At 46.9% G+C, this 22,235-nt stretch carries 16 protein-coding genes; 11 read left to right on the top strand and 5 right to left on the bottom strand.

From position 1 onward, the window contains the following. Nucleotide 1: 1 nt before the first annotated feature. The 3 genes from GJR95_RS23955 to GJR95_RS23945 all read right to left on the bottom strand — a co-directional run bounded on the left by GJR95_RS23955 (nt 2) and on the right by GJR95_RS23945 (nt 3,565). Nucleotides 2-1,012, bottom strand: coding sequence for a GntR family transcriptional regulator (locus tag GJR95_RS23955; RefSeq protein WP_162388265.1), 1,011 nt, complete (start codon nt 1,010-1,012; stop codon nt 2-4). Nucleotides 1,013-1,167: 155 nt separating this feature from the next. Further along, nucleotides 1,168-2,148 carry a nucleoside hydrolase gene (locus GJR95_RS23950; protein WP_162388264.1) on the bottom strand — a complete coding sequence of 327 codons (981 nt, stop codon included), beginning with the start codon at nt 2,146-2,148 and terminating at the stop codon, nt 1,168-1,170. 52 nt (nt 2,149-2,200) lie between these two features. Further along, nucleotides 2,201-3,565, bottom strand: a complete 1,365-nt coding sequence (locus GJR95_RS23945) for an apiosidase-like domain-containing protein (RefSeq protein ID WP_162388263.1) — start codon at nt 3,563-3,565, stop codon at nt 2,201-2,203. 665 nt (nt 3,566-4,230) lie between these two features. On the opposite strand from GJR95_RS23945, the gene GJR95_RS23940 reads away from it, so the two are divergent. The 3 genes from GJR95_RS23940 to GJR95_RS23930 all read left to right on the top strand — a co-directional run bounded on the left by GJR95_RS23940 (nt 4,231) and on the right by GJR95_RS23930 (nt 8,349). Beyond that, nucleotides 4,231-5,688 carry a glycoside hydrolase family 140 protein gene (locus GJR95_RS23940; RefSeq protein WP_162388262.1) on the top strand — a complete coding sequence of 486 codons (1,458 nt, stop codon included), beginning with the start codon at nt 4,231-4,233 and terminating at the stop codon, nt 5,686-5,688. Between the two features lie 169 nt (nt 5,689-5,857). Beyond that, nucleotides 5,858-6,877, top strand: a complete 1,020-nt coding sequence (locus tag GJR95_RS23935; RefSeq protein ID WP_162388261.1) for a Gfo/Idh/MocA family protein — start codon at nt 5,858-5,860, stop codon at nt 6,875-6,877. Next, nucleotides 6,874-8,349, top strand: a complete 1,476-nt coding sequence (locus GJR95_RS23930) for a sugar ABC transporter ATP-binding protein (RefSeq protein WP_162388260.1) — start codon at nt 6,874-6,876, stop codon at nt 8,347-8,349. Before GJR95_RS23935 ends, GJR95_RS23930 begins: the two co-directional genes overlap by 4 nt. A gap of 158 nt (nt 8,350-8,507) precedes the next feature. Here GJR95_RS23930 and GJR95_RS23925 read toward each other — a convergent pair whose 3' ends face one another. Beyond that, the gene (locus GJR95_RS23925) at nt 8,508-9,263 is read right to left on the bottom strand and encodes a DeoR/GlpR family DNA-binding transcription regulator (RefSeq protein ID WP_232540849.1); all 756 of its coding nucleotides are present in this window, start codon (nt 9,261-9,263) and stop codon (nt 8,508-8,510) included. A gap of 518 nt (nt 9,264-9,781) precedes the next feature. On the opposite strand from GJR95_RS23925, the gene GJR95_RS23920 reads away from it, so the two are divergent. The 6 genes from GJR95_RS23920 to GJR95_RS23895 are packed head-to-tail and all read left to right on the top strand — an operon-like array spanning nt 9,782 to nt 16,581. Further along, a complete protein-coding gene (locus tag GJR95_RS23920; protein ID WP_162388258.1) occupies nt 9,782-11,044 on the top strand; it encodes an MFS transporter in 1,263 nt (420 codons plus the stop codon). A 47-nt stretch (nt 11,045-11,091) separates the two neighbouring features. Next, a complete protein-coding gene (locus tag GJR95_RS23915) occupies nt 11,092-12,096 on the top strand; it encodes a 2-hydroxyacid dehydrogenase (protein ID WP_162388257.1) in 1,005 nt (334 codons plus the stop codon). Nucleotides 12,097-12,108: 12 nt separating this feature from the next. After that, a complete protein-coding gene (locus tag GJR95_RS23910; protein WP_162388256.1) occupies nt 12,109-13,554 on the top strand; it encodes an FGGY-family carbohydrate kinase in 1,446 nt (481 codons plus the stop codon). Beyond that, nucleotides 13,554-14,993: an FGGY-family carbohydrate kinase gene (locus GJR95_RS23905; protein ID WP_162388255.1), complete on the top strand. Its 1,440-nt coding sequence runs from the start codon at nt 13,554-13,556 to the stop codon at nt 14,991-14,993. Before GJR95_RS23910 ends, GJR95_RS23905 begins: the two co-directional genes overlap by 1 nt. A 10-nt stretch (nt 14,994-15,003) precedes the next feature. Further along, nucleotides 15,004-15,606, top strand: a complete 603-nt coding sequence (locus GJR95_RS23900) for a histidine phosphatase family protein (RefSeq protein WP_162388254.1) — start codon at nt 15,004-15,006, stop codon at nt 15,604-15,606. 48 nt (nt 15,607-15,654) lie between these two features. Then, the gene (locus tag GJR95_RS23895; RefSeq protein WP_162388253.1) at nt 15,655-16,581 is read left to right on the top strand and encodes a glycerophosphodiester phosphodiesterase family protein; all 927 of its coding nucleotides are present in this window, start codon (nt 15,655-15,657) and stop codon (nt 16,579-16,581) included. A 331-nt stretch (nt 16,582-16,912) separates the two neighbouring features. Here GJR95_RS23895 and GJR95_RS23890 read toward each other — a convergent pair whose 3' ends face one another. Then, the gene (locus tag GJR95_RS23890) at nt 16,913-19,084 is read right to left on the bottom strand and encodes a xanthine dehydrogenase family protein molybdopterin-binding subunit (protein WP_162388252.1); all 2,172 of its coding nucleotides are present in this window, start codon (nt 19,082-19,084) and stop codon (nt 16,913-16,915) included. Between the two features lie 1,187 nt (nt 19,085-20,271). On the opposite strand from GJR95_RS23890, the gene GJR95_RS23885 reads away from it, so the two are divergent. Together GJR95_RS23885 and GJR95_RS23880 are read left to right on the top strand one after the other, a co-directional pair. Next, nucleotides 20,272-21,048 carry an RNA polymerase sigma-70 factor gene (locus GJR95_RS23885; RefSeq protein ID WP_162388251.1) on the top strand — a complete coding sequence of 259 codons (777 nt, stop codon included), beginning with the start codon at nt 20,272-20,274 and terminating at the stop codon, nt 21,046-21,048. 32 nt (nt 21,049-21,080) lie between these two features. Then, nucleotides 21,081-22,169 carry a FecR family protein gene (locus GJR95_RS23880; RefSeq protein ID WP_162388250.1) on the top strand — a complete coding sequence of 363 codons (1,089 nt, stop codon included), beginning with the start codon at nt 21,081-21,083 and terminating at the stop codon, nt 22,167-22,169. Nucleotides 22,170-22,235 lie beyond the last annotated feature (66 nt).

The following is a 22,235-nucleotide window of genomic DNA, read 5'->3' as shown; positions in this document are numbered from 1 at the left end:
TTTACAGTGAATTCCTCAATGTTAGCCCGCCCTGATTTGCAATTTTTTCACGCCGACGCGTAGCCAGCAGCTGCCCCGCTGTTTGACCCATCAGCGCGAAGTCGGTAGAAATGACACTAATGCCACCCGCCAGAATTTCCTTCATGGGCGTATCATCGTAAGAAAGTAGACCTACCTGCTGACCGAGTGGTAAATCAAGGCGAGCGATTTCTTTCAGAAAATCGACCAGATCGCGATCCGCAAAGAGTAGAAATGCTTCCCCAGGCTCAATTAATTTACCAGAATAGGTATTGACTATACGCGTCGGAAAATTGAATTCCTCGCCGAATCGTTCAAACCCAGCCAGCAAACTGGCTGGCACATACTGAAATCGATCTTTCGACAGGACCAGCGTGATGCGTTGATAGTGTTTCAGCCGTTCGAATGCCGATGAAAGCGAGCTGTAAATGTCCTGCTCGAAATCCTGATAAACAGCCGAGAAGTCGCCCGATAGGTTTGGTAAATTCTGATCGAGAAGCAGTAATTTTTCGGGTGGAATGAGCGCAACAATATCCGATACGTCAGTATCGAAATGGGGCATTAGTACGTATGCACTAAAGCGGCCCAGGTTATTCCGGATCAGCGTTTCAAATACCGCTGGATTATAGTGATGAAAGAACACGCTTAACGTAGCATCGTCTGGCAGGGCTGCTTTTAGTGCATCATAAAGGGTTTCCTTATAGGCATTTAGCGTATCGAAAATCACCAGTATGTTCAGCGATGTGCGTACGCTGGTGCTGGCTACATAAAAACCTTTTCCGTGCTGCGAACGAACTACACCCCGTTGCCGAAGATCTTCATACGCTTTTGCAACGGTTACTTTCGCTACACCCTGCATACTGGCCCATTCACTAATGGATGGCAGTTGCTGGCCTAACTCCAGCGTACCCTGTTCAATGTTCAACAAGACCGTTTCAATTAGCTGTTGATACTTAGGCTGGTCGGCTGATTGATCGATTAGGTTGTTCTGCATTGGCTTTGAGTCGTCGTAGTCAACAGGAGATGCTTAGGCAGTAGAGTACAGTAGAGATTGTTCAAATGTACATTCTTTTTAGAATAATTAAATTAAATCTTTTAAAAGAGACATTCTATGGCGTTTTTTGGCTCAAAACATATGTCTTCATTTGTTTAAAAATTACCAAGCATCAACATTTCAATCCGCTTACGGATCGCATTAGGAGTTGATTTTATCGCCAGATACCCATGCATCGAATTGATGGGAGATTTCCACTCGTTACTTCCATCGGCGCTAACCACACAATGGCCGTCTTTTATGAGGGAGAAATAAGATGATACGCCTTCAACAGCTTCCAGAATGGCCACCTGATCCCAACTGGCTCTGCCTTTGAAGTTATTGTATAGTTCATAACCCCGGTAAATAGGGCTATTGGGTTGGCAACGTTCCTTGAAATCGACACCGCCCGTCACGAGCTGATTACCTACTTCCCAACCGGCGAACGTAACCGGCAACGTCCATTTCGCCAGGCAATTGACCGTTGATGCTGGGTCCGGCCGATAAAAATTGGCTTCCTTACCACTCGGAAACTGGCCGCCCATGCATGACCAGCGTTTTACTTTTTTAGCGACCAAAGCCTGTCCACTTAATGTACTGATGGCATCGGGTTGTGAGTTCAGTAACTTACTGAGGCTGGTCAGGTGGCCTATCGTTATAATTACTACGCTTCCATCTGGCTCCCCTGCCAGCAGACGCCGATACAGCGAGGTGCTATTTTCGGCGTCTTTGCTGGATAAAAGTTTGTGCGGAAATTCCTGTGAAACCGCCTGGGTGTATTTTGAAAAAGCTTTCAGAGAATCCCTCTGGCTGACTCCAATCGGTAAGTCGCCCCGCCCGAAATACGTATTGATGGCATCGGTGCAGATGGCACTATGCTGTTCATCGCTGGTCACGATAACGCCGAGAATCCGAACTTTACCCGCCTTTTCGTAGCAATGTAACATCGCCAGCGCGCCGACATCATCTATGTCTGAATCCATGTCGGTATCCAGAATCACAGCCATCGGTTTATGCGGAACAGGTATTGGCTGACCCGAGCACGCATTCGACAACCCGACAACGACCGAAAAAATGATAAGTAGCAATCGACGCATAGCTAATGGCAACGTAATGGTTAAACGATGTTTTCAATGAAATTTTACGGCTTCACTGTGTCAATACTAATACCCAATCGGCGTTTTCACCATGAGTGGGGGGCGAAAACGTTAATTCCTTTACTTTCTCTGGCGAACTACTACGTCCCGTGCGCGGGTCGAACCAGCAATACGCCCATTGGCCGGTTGGCAATGGCTTGATTGCTACAGGATGCCCATCCGTAACGTAATGAATAATGCATTTGCTGTCGGCAGTACGAACACTCTGAATCCGGTCGTCGATTCGTCCGATTGAACCGTTGATCAGCGTAGTGTCAGGTTGCCAGGTGAACCAGCGATACGTTTCGGCCAGTTTCCGGAGATGCTGCATCTGGCCTGCCCCTTCATAGTTGAGCGCATCGTTCCAATACTCTTTAAAATGCGTTTTCAGATTGGTACGATTAGGCTTTTCCATCTGCCAGACACCATTGCCCCCATACGTAAATCCGCAGGCACCAGCCAGCAGCGACCAATAACCACGTCGGCGAACATGCCAGGCATTGAATGCTCCGTTTTCATAGTTGTGTTTGATTGGATGCTGTTCGTAGCAAGGTTCTGCATCCAACGTCGGTTTGGTCGGCTTCCGGGCATAATCCTCGTTGATACGTTGATAGCTCGCATTATCAACCGCATGACCCGACTGAATCATGTTGAAATCGAGCCAGTTCTCGTTGTGGAAAAACTCGCCTGACGACGTAGCAGGTGGCCGCCAGGTGCCACCTGGCGGATGGTAGGTCATCAAAATACCTTCAGGTTTTCCATCGGCATACGTTTCCGTTAATCCTTTGGCGAGATGTCTATAAACAGGTATTTGCTTTGGTACCTGATCGCCACCCAGCACCCAGATCAGGTTTGTGAATCGATGGTACCGTTGCCCCACAAAGCGCGCATATCGATAAGCCTTTAGCGAATCCGTGTGCAGCGGGGCAACGGCTGGCTCGATGTAGGTACAGCACCAGACGGGCAACAGGGCAAAATAAAGCCCTCGTTTTGCACCTTCTTCCAGGATGAAATCAACATGCTGCCAGTACCGCTCGTTTGGTTGATCGAAGTCGGAATTCAGAAAGGCCTTTTCTCCAACTGCATTCTGATCGCTCATTTCCCACGGAAGCAGGTGGGCTTGCACAATAGTGAATTTCTTACGCGCCCGATCATCGAGATAGCGGATAGCTTCTGGTCGATCTAAACCTTCGAACAATTCCCAGGCCGTATCGCCCAGCCAGAAAAAAGGAGAAACTGACGCTTTTCCGTTGTTTTCCTGCGCAAGCGAATGAGCTCCCGGTGCTATAACCAATCGAGGTGGAATCGACTGGCTTAGCACCGGGGTCACCAGTAACCAACCTATCAATGCATTGACTATAAATTTGCTTGATTTCACAGGAACGAAATTAATAACCAGGGTTTTGGGCAAATGGAACAGTCAGACGGTCGATTTGCGTCTGCGGAATTGGACGCAGTACGTGCGTTAGTTTAATATTCTGGCCACGAGCCGAATATGCTTTATGCGTTATTGACGCCCGGAAGTGCTTCGCTGGTCACGCTCGCCGTAAGTTTACCCATGCTTCGAATGTTGCTCTACGCGTAAACTGTCGCCGGGAAAAGTATAGAAATCAGGAAAACAAACACTGATAGCCAGCGCGTTTGTGAGCGATTTAGAAAAATACCAAGTCCTTTAAGTAACAGTTGTTTCATGAATACATGGGGTCTAGTTAATTCGATTGACAGTAAATTCAGTGGCTACATAGAGACAGCAATACGGAAAAATTGATTTTTAATGAAGAGGTAACTATCATGGCCGTTGCTGTTGATTTCTATGACATTTCTTGTAAAATCTTGCAGATTAGTTAAAAGAAATTACATTTGCTACAGGAAACGATGGTACAGTAGAGTACAGTACAGTTGTTACAAATGTACTGCCTTTTTGAAATAGTCAAACAAAATCCCTTAAAATTTAAAAATAGTTGCGCCAGTACTGCTCTTTCCCAAGTCACCTTATAAGCAAAAGGGACTTCATCAGGTAGGGAAGTCCGATAATAGTAAGCTATGAGACAATTGTTTATTTTACTCATCTGCTCAGGATGGTTAAATGCCCTTGCGCAAATTCGGGTTCATCCGAATCATCACACGCTTCAGAATAAGGATGGAAAGCCTTTTTTCTGGCTGGGTGATACGGCCTGGGAGTTGTTTCATCGGCTTGACCGCCGGGATACAGAAACCTATCTGGACACGCGACGTCAACAGGGCTTCAATGTGATTCAGGTGGTGGCACTGGCATTTGCCAATGAATCAGATAATCACAAGCCGAATCGCTACGGGGATTTTCCATTTGTCGATAATAATTCTGATCAATTAGCCATTACACCGGGAAATAATCCGGATGATACAGCACAATATGATTATTGGGATCACGTCGATTTTGTGGTTCAGTCGGCGGCCCGGATGGGTTTGTACGTAGCGTTGAATCCGGTATGGGGTGATCACGTATCGCGTCACTGGAGTTCGAAAGGCGTTATTTTTAATGAGCAGAAAGCCCGCTCGTATGGTAAATTTCTGGGAAATCGGTACGCCAGTCAGTGGAATATCATCTGGATTTTGGGGGGTGATTGCCCACCAGTTTATGAAAAAGACCAGCATCACTACGATGATCGACCTGTATGGCGAGCCATGGCGGCTGGTATTAAAGAAGGGGAGGGGACAAAATGGCATCTGATGACGTATCACCCGAAAGGAGGGAAGTCTTCTTCGGAATACTTTCATCGTGAAAACTGGCTGGATTTTAACTCGTTTCAATCCAGTCATGGCTCACGCGATGTAGATACATGGAACTGGGTTGCGCGGGATTTAGCTCTGATTCCACCTAAACCAACCCTCGACATGGAACCGTGTTATGAAGATCATCCCATTAATCCCTGGGACGGAAAGTGGACACGCAAACGAGGGTATTTCAATGCGTATGATATTCGTTCTCGACTATACCGCAGCGTTTTTGCCGGCATGTGCGGCTTCACCTATGGTCATCATCAGGTCTGGCAGTTTCTGGATACAACACGCTATCAGCCGCTGAGTGTTGGCGATACCCTTATTGGCTGGAAACGCGCTCTCCACGCCGAAGCCGCCGGACAAATTCAGTATCTGAAACAATTGATGCTTTCGCGACCTTATTTTACCAGAATGGTCGATCAGAGGCTGATTCAATCTGCCAGGGGGACAGACTATCAGGATCTGGTTATGGCCTCGCGCGATTCGGCAGGTTCATACGTCATGGTGTATCTGCCGGAGAGCAAACCCGTAACAATAGACGTAACGAATTTGTCGGGTAACGAAAAGAGAGCGTGGTGGTTTGACCCTCGAACCGGCAAGGTTTTTAAGGACCGGGAAGGCCGTCTCAAAGGAGCGATTACATTCACACCGCCAGTCCAGCGTAATGCATCAGGCACGGCTACCGATTGGGTGTTGGTTATCGACGATACCGCTCAAAAATACCCATACCCAAAACCATGAAATGGACCAACTGTTTTGCTATGTGCGGCTTTCAAAACCAACCTGAACGCTTTATGCTATTGACTATTTTTGCGAGGACAGAAAAACCGTTCGCTTTCGTTGAAGTCCGATACTTGTTTCTGTATCCACTCATACTCTCCGGTCCAATGTCCCGGTTCTTTCTGAAACCATGCTAAAGTTTGCTGTTATTGGTACGGGCTTCTGGGCTAATTATCAGATTCCGGCCTGGCAGGAGCTGCCCGGTGTTGAATTAATTGCTGTTTATAATCGAACATTTGCCAGAGCGAATGAGATTGCCCAACGATTCAGGGTTCCAAACGTATATGATAATGTAGATCAACTCTTTGATAATCATGCTCATGAGCTGGATTTTGTGGACATTATTACCGACGTAGATACGCACCCTGTTTTCACGGCCAAAGCGGCCGAACGGAGCATTGACATCATATGCCAGAAACCGATGGGGCCAAGTCTGGAAGCGGCACGGCAAATGGTCGAAACGTGCCAGCAGGCGGGTGTTCGCTTGTATATCCATGAAAATTTTCGCTGGCAAACTCCACTACGTCGCTTAAAAGCCATACTCGATTCGGGAGAAATCGGTCAGCCATTTAAGGCGCGGGTAAGCTTTTGTTCGGCATTTCCAGTGTTTGATAATCAGCCGTTTCTGGCCGAACTAGACCAGTTTATCCTAACCGATATTGGCTCGCACATTCTTGATGTATGCCGGTTTTTATTTGGCGAAGTGGAGTGGCTATCGTGTCAGACTATACGCGTTAATCCAATTATCCGGGGAGAAGATGTAGCGAATGTGCTGATGAAAATGCGAAGCGGCCTGAGCTGCTTTGCCGAAATGTCGTATGCCTCACTGCTCGAAAAAGAATCCTTTCCGCAGACACTGGTGCGGGTAGAAGGCAGTACGGGTTCCGTGGTACTTACGCATGATTTTAAACTACGGATCACCAGGAAAGCCGGAACGCATGAGGTCGATGCTACGCCACCTTATTATTCCTGGGCCGACCCGGATTATTCGATTGTCCATGCCTCGATTGTTGCCTGCAACCAGAATATACTGGCTGATTTAGAAGGGAAAGGGGGAGCTGAAACCACCGGAGCCAATAACTTCGAAACCATCCGACTGGTCTATGCCGCTTATGATTCAGCGCAACGTAACGAAACGGTTTATCTATGACGCCATTTCTTCAACTTACGGCTATCAGCAAACAATTTCCGGGCGTAAAAGCACTGGATGACGTATCGTTTGCTGTGCATTCGGGTGAAATTCACGCTCTTTGTGGCGAAAATGGCGCGGGCAAAAGTACGCTCATGAATATCCTGACGGGCAATCTGTCGCCTGATTCGGGAGAATTAGTGCTACGTAATCAGCCGGTTCAGCTGAGCGGCCCCACTGAAGCATCCCGGCAAGGGATTGCGATTGTGTATCAGCAGCTTAGCTTGGTCGATAGCCTGTCGGTAGCCGAAAACATATTTGCAAACCGACAGCCCCGCAATCAGTGGGGGCTAATTCGATATAAGGAGTTGTATGCCGCAACGACCTCGCTGTTGGATCGCCTGAAACTACCGGATTTAAGGCCGCAGATGCTGGTCGGTAATTTATCGACCGGGCAAAAGCAGATGGTCGAAATTGCGAAGGCCTTATCGCAGTCGCCGGATTTGCTGCTGCTCGACGAGCCGACAGCTTCGCTCACCGAGCGAGAAACCCAGACGCTGTTTCGACTGATTACGCAACTTCGGGAATCAGGCAAGGCGATTGTTTACATTTCGCACCGGCTGAATGAAATTTTCGCCCTGGCCGACCGGGTATCTATCCTGAAAGACGGCCGCTATCAGGGGACACTAACGATAAGTGAGACTAACCCTACTGAACTGATCCGACGCATGGTTGGCCGCGATGTAGTGGTTTCGCGTCAGCCATCGACCGCTACCAACAACGCGGTGCTTGTTCTGGAGAACGTATCTGGGCCGGGTTTTAGCAACGTAAGTTTCCGGCTGAACAGGGGCGAAATTCTGGGATTGGCCGGACTGATTGGCGCTGGCCGAACCGAGGTTGCACGCGCTATTTTCGGAGCTTCCCAAACGAGTTCAGGAACTATTCTGCTTCGTGGAAAGACTATCCGTCCCGCCCATCCGGCCGATGCGGTGGAGTTGGGCATCGGTTATTTGCCCGAAGAACGGAAGTCGCTGGGCTTGTTTGTTGAGCAGACCATTATACAGAATATCATTACCATTTGTTCGCCCAGAACAAAGGCTGGCCTGTTCGACGCATCCGCCAGTCAGGAATTAACCGAAACGTATCAGAAAAAACTGTCTATTCGTACGCCATCGGTACGAGAATATGTTGGAAAGCTGAGCGGAGGTAATCAACAGAAAGTAATGCTGGCACGTTGGCTTTTGACTAATCCCGACGTATTGCTGGTTGATGAGCCGACTCACGGCATGGACGTGGGCGCTAAAGCTGAAGTATATGCGATGCTGCGTCAGTTAGCTGCCGAAGGGAAAGCTATCTTATTGATTTCGAGCGAGCTTCCCGAACTCATGGCCTTATCTGACCGCATTCTGGTGATGCGTGAAGGGCAATTGACTGGTGAGGTAAGCGGAGACAAAGCAACTGAAGAACAACTCATGGCATTAGCAACTCACTAATCAACTTTTAAAGCTATAGTATTGTAAGACGGCCAGGTGATGGGTATCGTAGGGAGGAGCAGTTTTAATCCTTTACTCTTAAGCCCTAGCCATTCTGGAATGAAGTATATTAAATAAAAAGCGAATTAATAATTACCTCAAAAGGTCGCGTCATAGTACTAACCAATCAGGACCTTGATCCCCCGATCTTCTAAAAGCTGGACTGCTTCGGAAGAAATACCCGAGTCAGTAACAAAATAGTGTACCTGGTCCAGGTCACCAATTTTACCGATACCCCGCTTACCGATTTTCGACCAATCGGCCATGACCGCTACATGCTGAGCGGTTTCAATCATTTTTTGATTTAAACTCGTTTCAATCAGGTTACTGATTGATAGACCGAAGTCGAAATCAATCCCATCAACCCCGATGAATAACAGGCCACAGGATAAATTTTCCAGCATCCTTTCTGCCTGTGAGCCAACCACAGAGTACGAGTTGGGTCGAATAAGTCCACCCAACTGTAAGACTTCTACATGAGCCCGGTTGCTAAGCTCCTGGGCTACTTTTACCGCTGGCGTGATAACTGTTAGTGGCTTGCTGGGGTATAAGCATCGAGCCAATTCAAAAACGGTTGTACCCGACCCAATAATGATTGAATCATGCGGATTAATAAGCGTAAGAGCCGCTTTGGCGATCTTTTGCTTTTCCTCCGCTTTAATCAAGGCTTTCTCATCAACGGGCTTTTCGTAGGCATACGGATTGGCAAGGGAGCCGCCACCCCGCGTTCGGAAGATAAGACTTTTGTCTTCCAGAACTTTCAAATCCTTTCGAATCGTAACACCAGACACGTCCATCAAGTCGCTCAATTCCTGAATAGTTACCCGTCCATACTCCTTTAATTGTTGCAGAATCAGCTGATGTCGTTCAGCCATACTTCTTATTACCATAAAGTTACGCCTTTCAGTAAGTGCAGATTTATGTTGTGTTAAACACTAGCGATGGTTGAAATTACGTTAAATACGCTTTCTCATCAACAAGCCGATCTCGAAATCGGCTCAGGAGTTTCGAATCGCCAGGATATTGCTTTGATACAGGGCACTAACACGTTACTACTCTATAAACGGTCGGTTCATGACCAATAAGTACTTTAATAACAGTTATTAAATCTTTATTTTATTGCTTTCAAAAAATTTAATTAAGTTTTTATTTGTTTCAAAGATATCAAATTTGTTTGTTTGTGGATAGTTAATATTGTTAAAATACAAATAAATGGCTCCCTCTGAATTGACATCGAAGGTGTAGGGTATTTCGAACGGGATAGTTCAGCCTACCTCATCGACGGTACCCTCTATCGGATTCAGTTGGACGTTTGTTGCTCATTTTAAGCCGACCCTACAACTCCGTCAGGAAGTAACATAATAACAACCTTCTTGATCTTACTTACTATAACATGAATTCATCATCCGTATTTGAAAAAGTTGGCCTGCCAAAGCCATTAGCCTGGGGCTACATCGGCATCCTGATCTTTATGATGGGCGATGGTGTTGAGCAGGGCTGGCTAAGTCCGTACCTGATCGAACATGGTATGAGTATTCAACAGTCTGCTCTTATGTTTACGGTGTATGGCGTCACGATTGCTATCTCATCGTGGTTGTCGGGAGTACTCGCCGAAGGGTATGGTCCGCGTAAGGCTATGCTGGTCGGATTGAGCCTGTACATCATCGGTACGATTGGTTTTGTAGGTTATGGCATGGCCAGGCTTAGTTTTCCGGTTATGCTGTTTACGTACGCTATCCGTGGATTCGGTTATCCGTTATTTGCCTACTCCTTTTTGGTTTGGATTACGTATCGCACTCCACACGATCAACTGGGCCGGGCGGTGGGCTGGTTCTGGTTTGTGTTTACCGGCGGCCTGAACGTATTTGGCGCTTGGTATTCTAGTTGGGCCATCGAGTGGTTAGGATACCAAAACACACTCTGGACGTCCATTTTCTGGGTAGCCGTAGGTGCTTTCTTCGCTCTGATCCTGAACCGCGATCATTTTCAGCCATCGGCGGTTACTACCGAAGCGAAAACGAAGGAACTGCTGAGCGGCCTTACGATTATCAGGAAGGAACCCAAAGTGCTGATCGGTGGCATTGTACGGATTATTAACACCACTGCTCAGTTTGCCTTTCCGGTCTTCCTGCCCATCTACATGGCAACGCATGGATTCAGCACCGTTCAGTGGTTACAGATTTGGGGAACCATTTTTACCAGCAATATTATCTTCAACCTGATCTTCGGCTTTGTGGGTGACCGGTTAGGCTGGCGTAATACCATCCTGTGGTTTGGGGGCGTAGGGTGTGGCATTACGACGTTACTTTTTTATTATTCGCCGGTCTTGTTTGCGGGTAGTTATGGGATGGTGTTACTGTGTGGAGTACTCTGGGGGGCTTTGCTGGCGGGTTACGTACCGCTCACGGCGCTGGTTCCATCGCTGGTGAAGGAAGACAAAGGAGCTGCCATGGCTATTTTAAACCTGGGTGCCGGTTTACCTGTCTTTGTTGGCCCGGCTCTTGTTGGGCTTTTTATCGGTACCATTGGCAGCGAAGGCGTAGTTTGGGTGCTGGCTGGTTTATATTTTATTAGCGCCGTACTGACTCGCTTCATTACGTTGCCCAAAGAGTCAATGCCAGTTAGAGCTGCATCTCTTACCGCCCGATCGCTCTGAGCCTTTATCACTACGTACCGATTGTCATTACCTGACTAACAAGCAATATGAAGATACTAATCACAGCGCCTTATCACCAAAAGGCACAGGATGAATTAACGGACCTATTCGGCCAGGTTGTGTACCGACCCTGGAAATTACAGGAAAGAGCCTATACAGAACCGGAACTTATCCGTTTACTGGCTGATAACCAGGCCGATGCGCTGATTATCGAACATGATGAGGTAACGGCGGGGGTTATCAACGCTTATCCAAAACTCCGCTTTATCGGCGTCTGTCGCGGAACACCGTCCAATGTAGCGGTAAACGTAGCGACCGAAAAAGGTATTCCGGTTTTCAATACCCCGGCCCGGAACGCCCAGGCCGTAGCCGAACTGTTCATTGCCAATCTGGTTACACTGATGCGCAACACGCTCGCGGGAATACGCTGGCTGGAAGGTGAAAACTGGGAAGCTGGCGCTCACACGTCGTATCTTCAGTTCAAAGGGAATGAAATTGCGGGGAAAATCATCGGTATGGTGGGATTCGGTGCCGTCGGGCAAACCATTGCCGGACTGGTGCGGCACTTTCCGGCGCAGATTCAATACTACGACCCATTTTATACGTCAGACGATCCGTACTATAAAAAAGTAGAACTCGATGAGGTCTTCAAAACTAGTGACGTCGTATCGATTCATCTGCCGGTCAACGAGCAAACGAAAGGACTTATCGACGGCCGCCTGTTGTCGTTGATGAAACCCAACGCCATTTTTGTCAACACTGCGCGGGCTGTTGTCGTCAACCGGGAGGCCCTGCTGAATGTGCTGGAACGAAATCAGATTCGGGGCGCCATTCTGGACGTATTTGACCATGAACCACCTGATGCCCTGGACTATAAACTCATTCACCGTGACGACGTACTGGCCACTCCGCACATTGCCGGGGCAACGTTTGAGGTGGAAGATCACCATGCCGACATTCTAAATAAAGCATTGCGGAGCTATTTTGTCGAGGATAAAAAAGACATCCGGCAATTCGTAAATCCGTCGGTTTTAGTAACCAGTGAAGCCTAATTTCAGTCGGACATGATCAACAAAGATGCCTATCTGATTATCGACGTCGGTACGGGAAATGTCCGGGTGGCTGTCGCGCAACCAGACGGAGCTATTCTGAGTGTAGAGCGCGAAAATGTGCAGTATAAGCGCGATGAACAGTACCCGGAATCAATTTATTTTGAGCCTAACCAGCTCTGGCAGCAAATTTTGCGACTGGCCAAAACAGCGCTGGCTAACAGCGCCAACGTAGTAATCCAGGCCATTACTGCTACCAGTCAACGGGAAGGGATCGTAGCACTGGGCAAAGCTGGGGAATCCCTGATTGGCATGCCCAATATCGATCATCGGGGACGCGAATGGGAAAACATGATTTCCGATAAAAGCCGGGTTTATGAGCTAACCGGGCGGTACCCAACCTCGTTGTTCTCAGCCTTGAAACTGGTTGGCCTGCGCCACCGCCGGGCGAATCTCTGGGAGGAATTTGCTACGTTCCTGAGTATTAGCGACTGGGTGCAGTATCAACTGAGTGGCGTGACCCGCTACGAACATTCGCAGGCATCGGAAACGCTGCTTTATGACGTAGCGGCCGGCCAATGGTCAGCGGAGCTGTGTGCTTATTTTGATATAGAGAGCTCCATACTGCCTCCACTAGCATTGGCAGGAACAATCCTGGGAGCGGTCCTGCCAACGCTAGCTACCGAGTTGGCTATTTCACCAGAAGCCATTGTCATTGTGGGCGGCTCGGATACCCAACTCGCCATCAAAAGTATGCAACCCTCAATCGACGATCTGGTGATCGTCTCGGGCACGACAACGCCGATCATCAAGCTTGTTGACCGGTATATTACGGACGAACAACAACGTACCTGGACCAGTAGACACGTTGACGAAACGAGCTTCGTTCTCGAAGCCAATGCGGGCGTTACGGGCTTAAATTACCAACGGCTAAAGGAAATTTTTTACCCGAATGAACCGTATGAAGTCATTGAGCAGGAATTAGCCGAAGAAATACAATCGCCCTGCGTAGCGGCACTGGGGTCGTTGATTGCCGATGAAAAAGCGCCCCTTATTCGGGGTGGGTTTATTTTCAATACGCCTGTTTCGCACCAGCTCAACCGGAGCAGTTTTGTGCTGGCAACCCTCTGGGATATTGCCTGCAGCATCGTTGAGAATTACAAAAGTCTGTGTGCCGTTTCACCCCACCAGCCCGATTATATCTGGGCCTGCGGAGGGGGCGTCGAAAGCCGGACACTACGTCAGTTTATCGCCAACCTGACCCAGAAGACAATTATCGTTCGGGATACATACCGGCAGGCTTCCGTGGTAGGGGGCGTATATGTGTGCAACGACGCGCTGGGTTTACCCGGTGTTGAGCAGACGATTCTCGAAGAGGTCATCCCACAATCGGAAGAAAGCATGAAGGCTCGGTATGATGAATGGAAAAGCGCACGACTCGCCTTCAAATTCCTGAACTGATGCCAGCAGCATACTTTATAGGCATAGATGTAGGAACGCAAGGGGTACGGGTTGTGCTGATAGATGAGAACGGCACGGTTCGGGGAAGCCAGGAAGAGGTCTTTCCGCTAACCGACCGCTCCCGTGAAGAACAATCACCCCAGCATTGGTGGTCCGCTTGCCTGCGTTGCCTGCGGATGATGCTGTATCCACTTAGGGGAACTATTGATTTGCAGAAAGTCAAAGCCGCAGCCGTAACCTCGACTTCGGGAACTGTGATTCCGCTGGATGAACGGAATGAGCCGCTTCATGACGCCCTGATGTACAGCGATCTACGTCCAGCACCCGAAGGCAAGCACTGTAAGGCGGTAGCTGAACAGTATCATGCAGGAGGGTATACTGGCTTCAATGCGTCCAGTGGCTTATCCAAAATGGTTTGGTTTGTCAGGCATTTCCCCCAGAAGACCAGCCAGATACGTACCTGGGTTCACGCGGCCGATTATATCAGCGGGATGCTCTGCGGTAATTTCCGGGTAACGGATTATACAAATGCGTTGAAATCGGGTTATGATGTTCACCAAGCTGAGTGGCCCGATTACCTGTTTGAACAGCTCCCGCTAAAACGGGAGTGGATGCAAACCGTTGTTCCTTCGGGAAAGCCTATTGGAACCTTACGCCATAAATTAGCGAATGAATTAGGCATACCCGAACTGATGGTCGTGGCTGGCATGACCGATGGATGTGCCTCACAGATCGCGTCGGGCGCCGTTCGGCCGGGTGACTGGAACACGACCATCGGCACTACATTGGTGGTCAAAGGGGTTACGACGCAGGAACTGAACGACCCGGAAGGTCGACTGTATAGTCACCGGCATCCAGAAGGATACTGGATGCCAGGGGGAGCCAGCAATATCGGTGCGGACTGGATAACGACCAATTTTAAAGAGCATCTTGCCGAACTTAATCAGGCGGCTGCGAACCTCATTCCGACTGCCTTTATCGCTTACCCATTGCGACAACAAAGCGAACGGTTTCCGTTTATTTCGGCAACTGCACGTGGTTTCGCGCCGGATGGCCTTTCGGATGCTGAATTATTTACGGCGAATATGGAAGGTGTCGCCTACGTCGAACGCTATGCCTATGAACTGATCGAAAGCCTCTCAGGCGAACGGGTGAACGCTATTTATACAGCCGGAGGAGCCAGTAACAGCGATACCTGGCTTACCATACGTAGTAATGTCCTGAAGCGTCCCGTTTATAAATGTACTCAGGTTACGGGTTCTGTTGGCGCGGCTATTCTGGCTGCTTCGCAAACGCATTTTCGCTCGCTCACCCAGGCCGCTCAAACGCTCACGAAGATTGAAAAAGAGGTAAAGCCGTCCGAAGAGCTCATGCTGGCCTATGACCGAAACTACGAACGTTTTATCCAGACACTTCAGGAAAAAGGATTTTTGACCTAAGAACAGAACGATGCTAACTGTGTATTTACTCCGGCATGGAGAAACCCGCTGGAATGCAGACGGAAATCGCTACTGTGGCGCTACCGATATTGGCTTAACCGACAAAGGAGTTCAGCAGGCTCATCAGGCAGCTAACGTATTGAAATTCATTTCATTCGATGCTGTTTATTCGTCCCCGTTGCAGCGAGCTACCCGCACAGCTCAGATTGCATCGGGTAAGTTGAATGAAGAGGTCATTAAAGACCATCGGCTGATCGAAGCCAATTTTGGTGACTGGGAGGGAAAAACTAAGGAAGAGTTTATTGCTGAAAATGCAGGACTTTGGGAGGCATGGTGCCTGGCTCCAGACCACACACGAGCGGGAGGAAACGGCGAAACAGCTATGGAGGTTGTGGATCGGGTGGACGATTTCTTTCAGGAGATTGCCAAAAAGCATCCATCCGGAACGATTCTGGTCTTCGCGCACAATGCCGTCAACCGGTTTTATATGGCCTGGAAGCTGGGAATGCCGCTAAAAAATTACCGGAAACTAGTTCAGGAAAATTCATCCATTACGCTGTTCAGCCTAGATGAGATGGGCGAGTTTAGCCTGCTAAAACTGAACAGTCGTTGAGATTGCCCCGAATGAGTCCATATTCCTAAAACGTACACAGCTGTAATCATGAAATCAAATCGAATTTTCAATGCATTGCTTATGCTACTGGTATTCAGCCAGGCTGGTATGGTAAAGGCGCAATCGATGAATCGACTGCCGATCAAGACGGTTCAGGATCTTCACGCCTTTTTCAGCTGGACGGGAAAAAAAGCGCCTATCATCAGTGGGCACCGGGGCGGAATGGTCAAGGGGTTTCCTGAAAACTCCATCGCTACGTTCGAGAATACGCTCAAACACACACCCGCTTTTTTTGAAATTGACCCGCGCCTGACCAAAGACAGTGTCATTGTACTCCTGCATGATGCTACATTGGACCGGACGACAACGGGTAGGGGCAAACTGTCGGATTATACTTGGGAAGAAATAAAAAAGCTTCGTCTAAAAGATGCAGACGGAAACGTTACGGAACACCGGATTCCTACCCTGGCAGAAGCTATTGACTGGGCCCGCGGGAAAACCGTTTTGAATCTGGACCGAAAAGATGTACCGTTTGCCATGACGACAGCAATTCTCCGAAAACACAAAGCCGATGCGTTTATGATGCTCACTGTTCATACCCCCGAACAAGCCCGGTATTATTACGATGACAACAAAAACCGGATGTTTTCCGTGTTTATAAAAAACAAGCAGGAACTGGACGCTTACGAAAAAGCGGGTATTCCGGCTGCCAACATGATTGCTTACATCGGTCCAACGGTTAAACCGGAAAACCAGGAACTGTATCGATTGCTCAATGCAAAAGGCATCATGTGCATGATTTCAGCCGCATCATCATACGATAAATTGTCGAGTCCAGAAGAACGAGCTGCCGCGTATCGGGCCATCATAAAAGACGGAGCCAGTATTCTGGAGTCTGACCGGCCCATTGACGTAGCGGAAGCGATTAACGACTTATTACCAGGCCAATCAGTACTATCGGGTTCGCCTAAGTAAAAACGAGTTCCGCACGGTGCGATAATTTCCATTACCTACTCAAATCATAGGAAGGTTAATTGAACGGTTTTTTGAATAGGGGTGGGGCTGTATGTCATCTGCACGGCAAAGCGACTACGTCCGTTTCACCGCATTAAAGCATATGTTACGGATTAGCGTTGACAGATATAAAAGAATTGTCAACGCCACTTTAATTCGAATCGGACGTTTTTCTGACCGGTGGCAAGGTAGGAGAAGAGTGTAAATAAGTAAAATCCGTTTTAATGTCTGGCAAACTCAGGGAAGGATATACTTTTTTTGACTAAGGCCTTTTTGTAGTTTTTAATCCTTCTTAGTTGAATGGGGACGCTAAGTGAATCGGCAGACGCCGGATGCGTTTGCCGGTGGCGGCAAAAAGGGCATTACACACAGCTGCTGCAACCGGTGGTAAACCCATCTCCCCTAATCCTTTAGGCGCTCGATGACTTTCGATGAAATGCACCTCGACCAGTGGTGCTTCGTTGATGCGTAACAATCGATACTGATGAAAATTCGTCTGATCGACAACCCCGTTCGTCAACGTTATCTGACCGAATAGTGCTGTGCTTAGCCCATCCAGTATGGCCCCTGTTACCTGTTGATTCGCTCCATTCAGATTGATAAGCTGACCACAATCAACTGCGGCTGTGATTTTATGCACCACTACCTGACCTGAAGCATTTACGGATACTTCGGCTACCTCCGCTACGGGTACACCGAAGGTAACATGAGCCGCCAGCCCCTGAAAATGCCCCCCTGCCAGTGACTTTCCCCAATTGGCTTTTTCGGTGGCCAGTTGTAGGACGGCTTTCAACTGCTGCGCATCGTAATCACCCCCATGATCGCGGTACTTCATAATCGCATGCTGACCGATTAGATCTAATCGGAACCTGAGCGGGTCTTTGCCAGCAGTGAAGGCCAGTTCATCCAGCATCGATTCAATGACGAAAGCCGTAGCGTTATGGCCCGGTGCCCGCCACGCACCTACTGGTATGGGTGACACTGGATTTTGATACTCCAGCCGAAAATGGGGCGTAAAACCGGCCGGTAATTCATCCGCAAAAACCTCTGTTATATGGGAGGGACGGGTTGACTTTCGAAACGCATACCGGGAGGTGGTCGACGCTTTCATATGCCAGGCCGTTAAATTGCCTCCTGCATCAAGGCCCGCTTTGACACGAAACATACCCGCTGGACGATAAAAATCATAACGCAGATCATCTTCACGGGTCCAAACCACCTGCACCGGGGCACCAACCTGTTTTGACAGAAGCACTGCGTCGACGACATAATCCGCATTTAACCGGCGACCAAATCCCCCGCCAGACCGGCTTAGATGAACGTTGATAGCACTCATGGGTAAACCTGTCAGCCGGGCGGCAAGGTTCTGGGCATCCGTAGGCACCTGAGTAGAGCCCCAGAGGTCGCAACGGTCGGGCTGGACATGAGCTGTATAATTCTGGGGTTCCATGGTTACATGGGCCAGTAAGGGCAACTCATAGTCGGCTTCTACCTGATAAGTCGCTGCCTGAAAAGCTGCCTCTGCATCGCCATCCTGTCGAATAACGGGTAGATCAGAGCGGTCTAACAGGGTCTGAAACTGTTGCCTAAGGTTGACCGTACTAATCAATTTATTGTCTCCCTCCTTCCAGATCACCTCCAGCGCCTTACACCCTTTCATAGCTGCCCATGTCGAGTTGGCCACGACGGCCACGCCCCCCACGCCCATTCCCGAGTCAGCTTGTGAGGGTAATTGAACAACGTGTTTTACGCCAGAGATTGCTTTAGCCCGACGATCATCAACGGAAAGCAATTGAGCCCCCCAATGAGGTGGTTTGAGCAAGCAGGCAAAGAGCATGCCGGGTATCCGTACATCCAGGCCGAATAGAGGTTTGCCTCGTACAATAGAAGTCGTGTCCGTTTCCCGAACGGAAGTACCGATCAGGGTAAATTCCTCGGATGGTTTAAGGACTGGGTTCTGTGGAATAGGTAATTGTGCTGCGGCAGCCGCCAGCTGGCCATAACTAATCTGTCGACCACTGGGCCGATGATGCACCTTGCCCCTGTCGGCAAAACAATCTTTTTTGTCCACATGCCATTGCCCGGCAGCGGCTATAACGAGCATATCCCGTACGGTGGCTCCTACTAGTCTAAACTCCAGGTAACAGGAGCGGATGGCATCACTACCGCCGGTAAACTGATCGCCATACTGCCTGGCTACAGGGGACTGTTGAATGCGTACCCTATCCCATTCGATGTTTAATTCTTCGGCCATCAGCATGGGTAATGACGTTTTGATACCCTGCCCAATTTCGGGTCGGGTCGCCATTATTGTCACCTGGTTATCTGGGCTAATTTTAATAAAGCCATGGAGTTCAATCGCTTCATTCTTTGTCGGGTTGGGGTGATCAGCCTGAATACGAAAGTCAAGTACAAGCACTCCTCCCGCCTTAAGGGAGACTTGAAGAAACGAGCGTCGGTTCATGGTCTGTGGTAAATGATCCAATTTTAGATAAGCCCAAAACAAAACTTACTCAATAAGTCAATCGTGCCTGTTCATCAAGACTGTCATGTTTTCTTCATCCTGGATGAATCTAAAGTCTGTAAAGTCCTTCCAGGAAATAGGTTCAGTATTTACTGAAAGCCTATTATGTGCTTGTTCATTAAAGACACACCAGTGAGTAGGTTCGTTGCTTTCCCCATTCAGGAATTATTCTTGTAATGCATGGGAAACGGATGCCAGTTGAAGGCGGTTAAAATTTGTTCCTATGATACGGTCATTTAACTGGACGAAAGTAGGGGAGGGAGTAAGAGGTTAATGACTAGAATAGTTTAATATCTGCCCAACACAATCTGTAAAATACAGACGACAACCTGAATATTATTCCATAAACCTGAGTACGAATGAATACCTTCAGGTATACAGCAAATAAAATTTTAGTAAGCTCAAGTAAGTGAAATCACAATTCCGCTGGTTGCTCTCACAACAACTAAACGATTTAATCTGCTGGGGAAGGCTGCGGTTAGATAGATAATCATCTGTATGTTTCGGCGAAAAACACTTATCGGGCTCCTGTGTAGTTGCCTCGCTCACTCATTTTTTGAATCAAGCCCACGCCAAATCGGTTGTTATGACCTTGACAATGGGTGGTGCGCCACCGCGAACTATTCGTCGATGCCAGGCTATCAAGGATCGGCAAGCCAAATGAGAAGTAGTCCTCCCACCTGCTTAAAGCACACCATCTGATCCCGATTGAGCTACCCGTGCGTTCGATTCATCAAATATCGCTGGCGGCAAAAAGTACATTACTTATCCTGGAGCCATTTAAAAAGGCCTTTTTTGCCATTATCAAGCCTTCGGTAAGAATATCAGAACGATTTCACTGAAATACAGACCAAAAATAGGATTCAGGTTAATGCTGCTCGATCACTTAGTGAATATAAATCTGCTTTGAAAAAATATTATTATATTATATGTGGGGTAAATTAAAAAAACTTTGTCTTAGAATTAGAACATTTTAAACTATAGCTTATTCACCTAACGACCAAATGGCTCTTGAGCTGACTTTCCAATAGGACAATTCCAGCCAACTCCGGGCAGGACTACCTATTAATTAACGCTTGAGCGGATGACGCAATCGTTGGTAAGTGATATAAATAAGACCTTTATGAATGAAGCAGTTCTGGCACTGCTTCATTACTGAGTTCGCTCAGGATCAAAGACGATCACGTTATTTTGATTTGCTTTTAGATATAAAAGCTTTAGCATCCGTAACAATGGTACATGAAGAGGAAGAAAGAGAAGAGTTTTCTTTTGAAAGAGAATCAATTCGTAACTCAAAGAATCTGCCAGAAACCAGGGTTTTTTCTGATGAATATTTCATTAAAACCTGTTTTGTTAACTCGCCAAAAGAGGGATTTGAGTTACTATTTCGAAAATACTATACAAACCTATGCAACCATGCAATTCGCTATGTTTATTCGAAAGAAATTGCAGAAGATATTGTTGCAGAAGTGTTTACAAATTTCTGGAATAACAAAATACATGAAAATATTGAGTCTTCCTTTAGAGCATATTTATACATTTCGGTAAAAAACAGAGCTAATAATTATATAAAGCTTGAATTAAATCGTAATACAAACTTTGACAATTGCACTATCGATAGTCAAACTAATAATACAGTCCCTGTATTGCAACCGGATGAAATTACCCATTTTCACGAACTAAGCCAAAAGTTAGACATAGCTATCCAGCATCTTCCCCAGCAAGCGAGACGTGCCTTTCAATTAAACAGGCTGGAGGGAAAAAAATATAGTGAAGTTGCTTCTGAAATGCAATTGACGGTGAGTGCCGTTGAGCGACTTATAAGTAGAGCATTAGCGAAAATAAGGGAGGAATTAAATTCTCAGTATATATTAACTATATATTTGTTTTGCATTTTTTATTAGTGCATCAACCTGAATTTAAAAATACACTTGTCATGAAACCAATCTTAACAAAAAAAATAATATTCGATTATTTTGACGGGAAAACGACATCAATACAACGAAAATTTATTGAAGAATGGCTTAGGGATTCGGAGAATAAAGAATTATTTTTTCAATATTTAGATGAGTGGGAACATGGCCACCCTCAGTACATTTTTAACCTCGACAGTGGATTGAAAAAAGTATACCAGAATATAGCCAATCCAGTAAACGAAATCGAAGAGCTTGAATCATCAGGAAAAAATATTAGTTTCTACTCTTATTTTCAATGGGTGGCAGTTGCATCTATTGTTCTAACCTTCGTTTGGTTAGGATGGTTACGGTTAAGCAGACCATCTTTTGTTTCATATGGCCAACTTGTAAAAAATACCAAAGCACAAACAGGTGAAATTTATGAAAAAGAAAATTTTACTTCTAAGCCTATACTAATAAATCTGCCGGATAAAAGTTCTGTAATTTTACAGCCCAGAAGTAAAATCTGTTTTTCTCCCAGGCAATACAATAAAACAAAACGAGAAGTTATCTTATCGGGGGAGGCTTTTTTTGAAGTCCAGAAAAATTCTAAAAGACCATTCTTTGTATATGCTAATGAGTTAATAACTAAGGTATTAGGTACTAGTTTTTCAGTTAAAACTCAGCCCAAAACTTCTGAAATAGAAGTCATTGTCAAGACCGGGAAAGTTGCTGTCTTCTTGCAATATGATCAAGATAAAAATCAAAAATTAGAAAGTAATACCTTGAATGGGTTCGTCTTGAACCCAAATGAAAAAGTAAAAATAAATCGAAATAAATATAAAATCGATAACCCCGTTATTGTCGACCAAAAGCTGCTAGATCTTCCTATTCAACGATTTACATTTAACTTTGATGATACCCCGGCTATTGATGTACTTAAAAAATTAGAGGAAGCATATAGCATCAACATTGTTTATAATAAAGAAAAACTTGCTCATTGTAAGCTAACAGCGCACCTGTCAGATGAGCCACTTTCACAGAAGCTAGAATTAATCTGTACCGCTTTGGAAGCAAGTTATCAGGAAATTGACAATCAAATAATCTTAAAATCGAATGGTTGCAAGTGAGCAATCGAATACCGCGTTAGTTGTTCTATTTTCTTAAGCTCCTACTTTTTTTTGACCGACTTAATT

It is taken from the genome of Spirosoma endbachense, from assembly GCF_010233585.1.
Taxonomy (GTDB): domain Bacteria; phylum Bacteroidota; class Bacteroidia; order Cytophagales; family Spirosomataceae; genus Spirosoma; species Spirosoma endbachense.
This window is presented reverse-complemented; position numbering and strand designations above follow the sequence as displayed.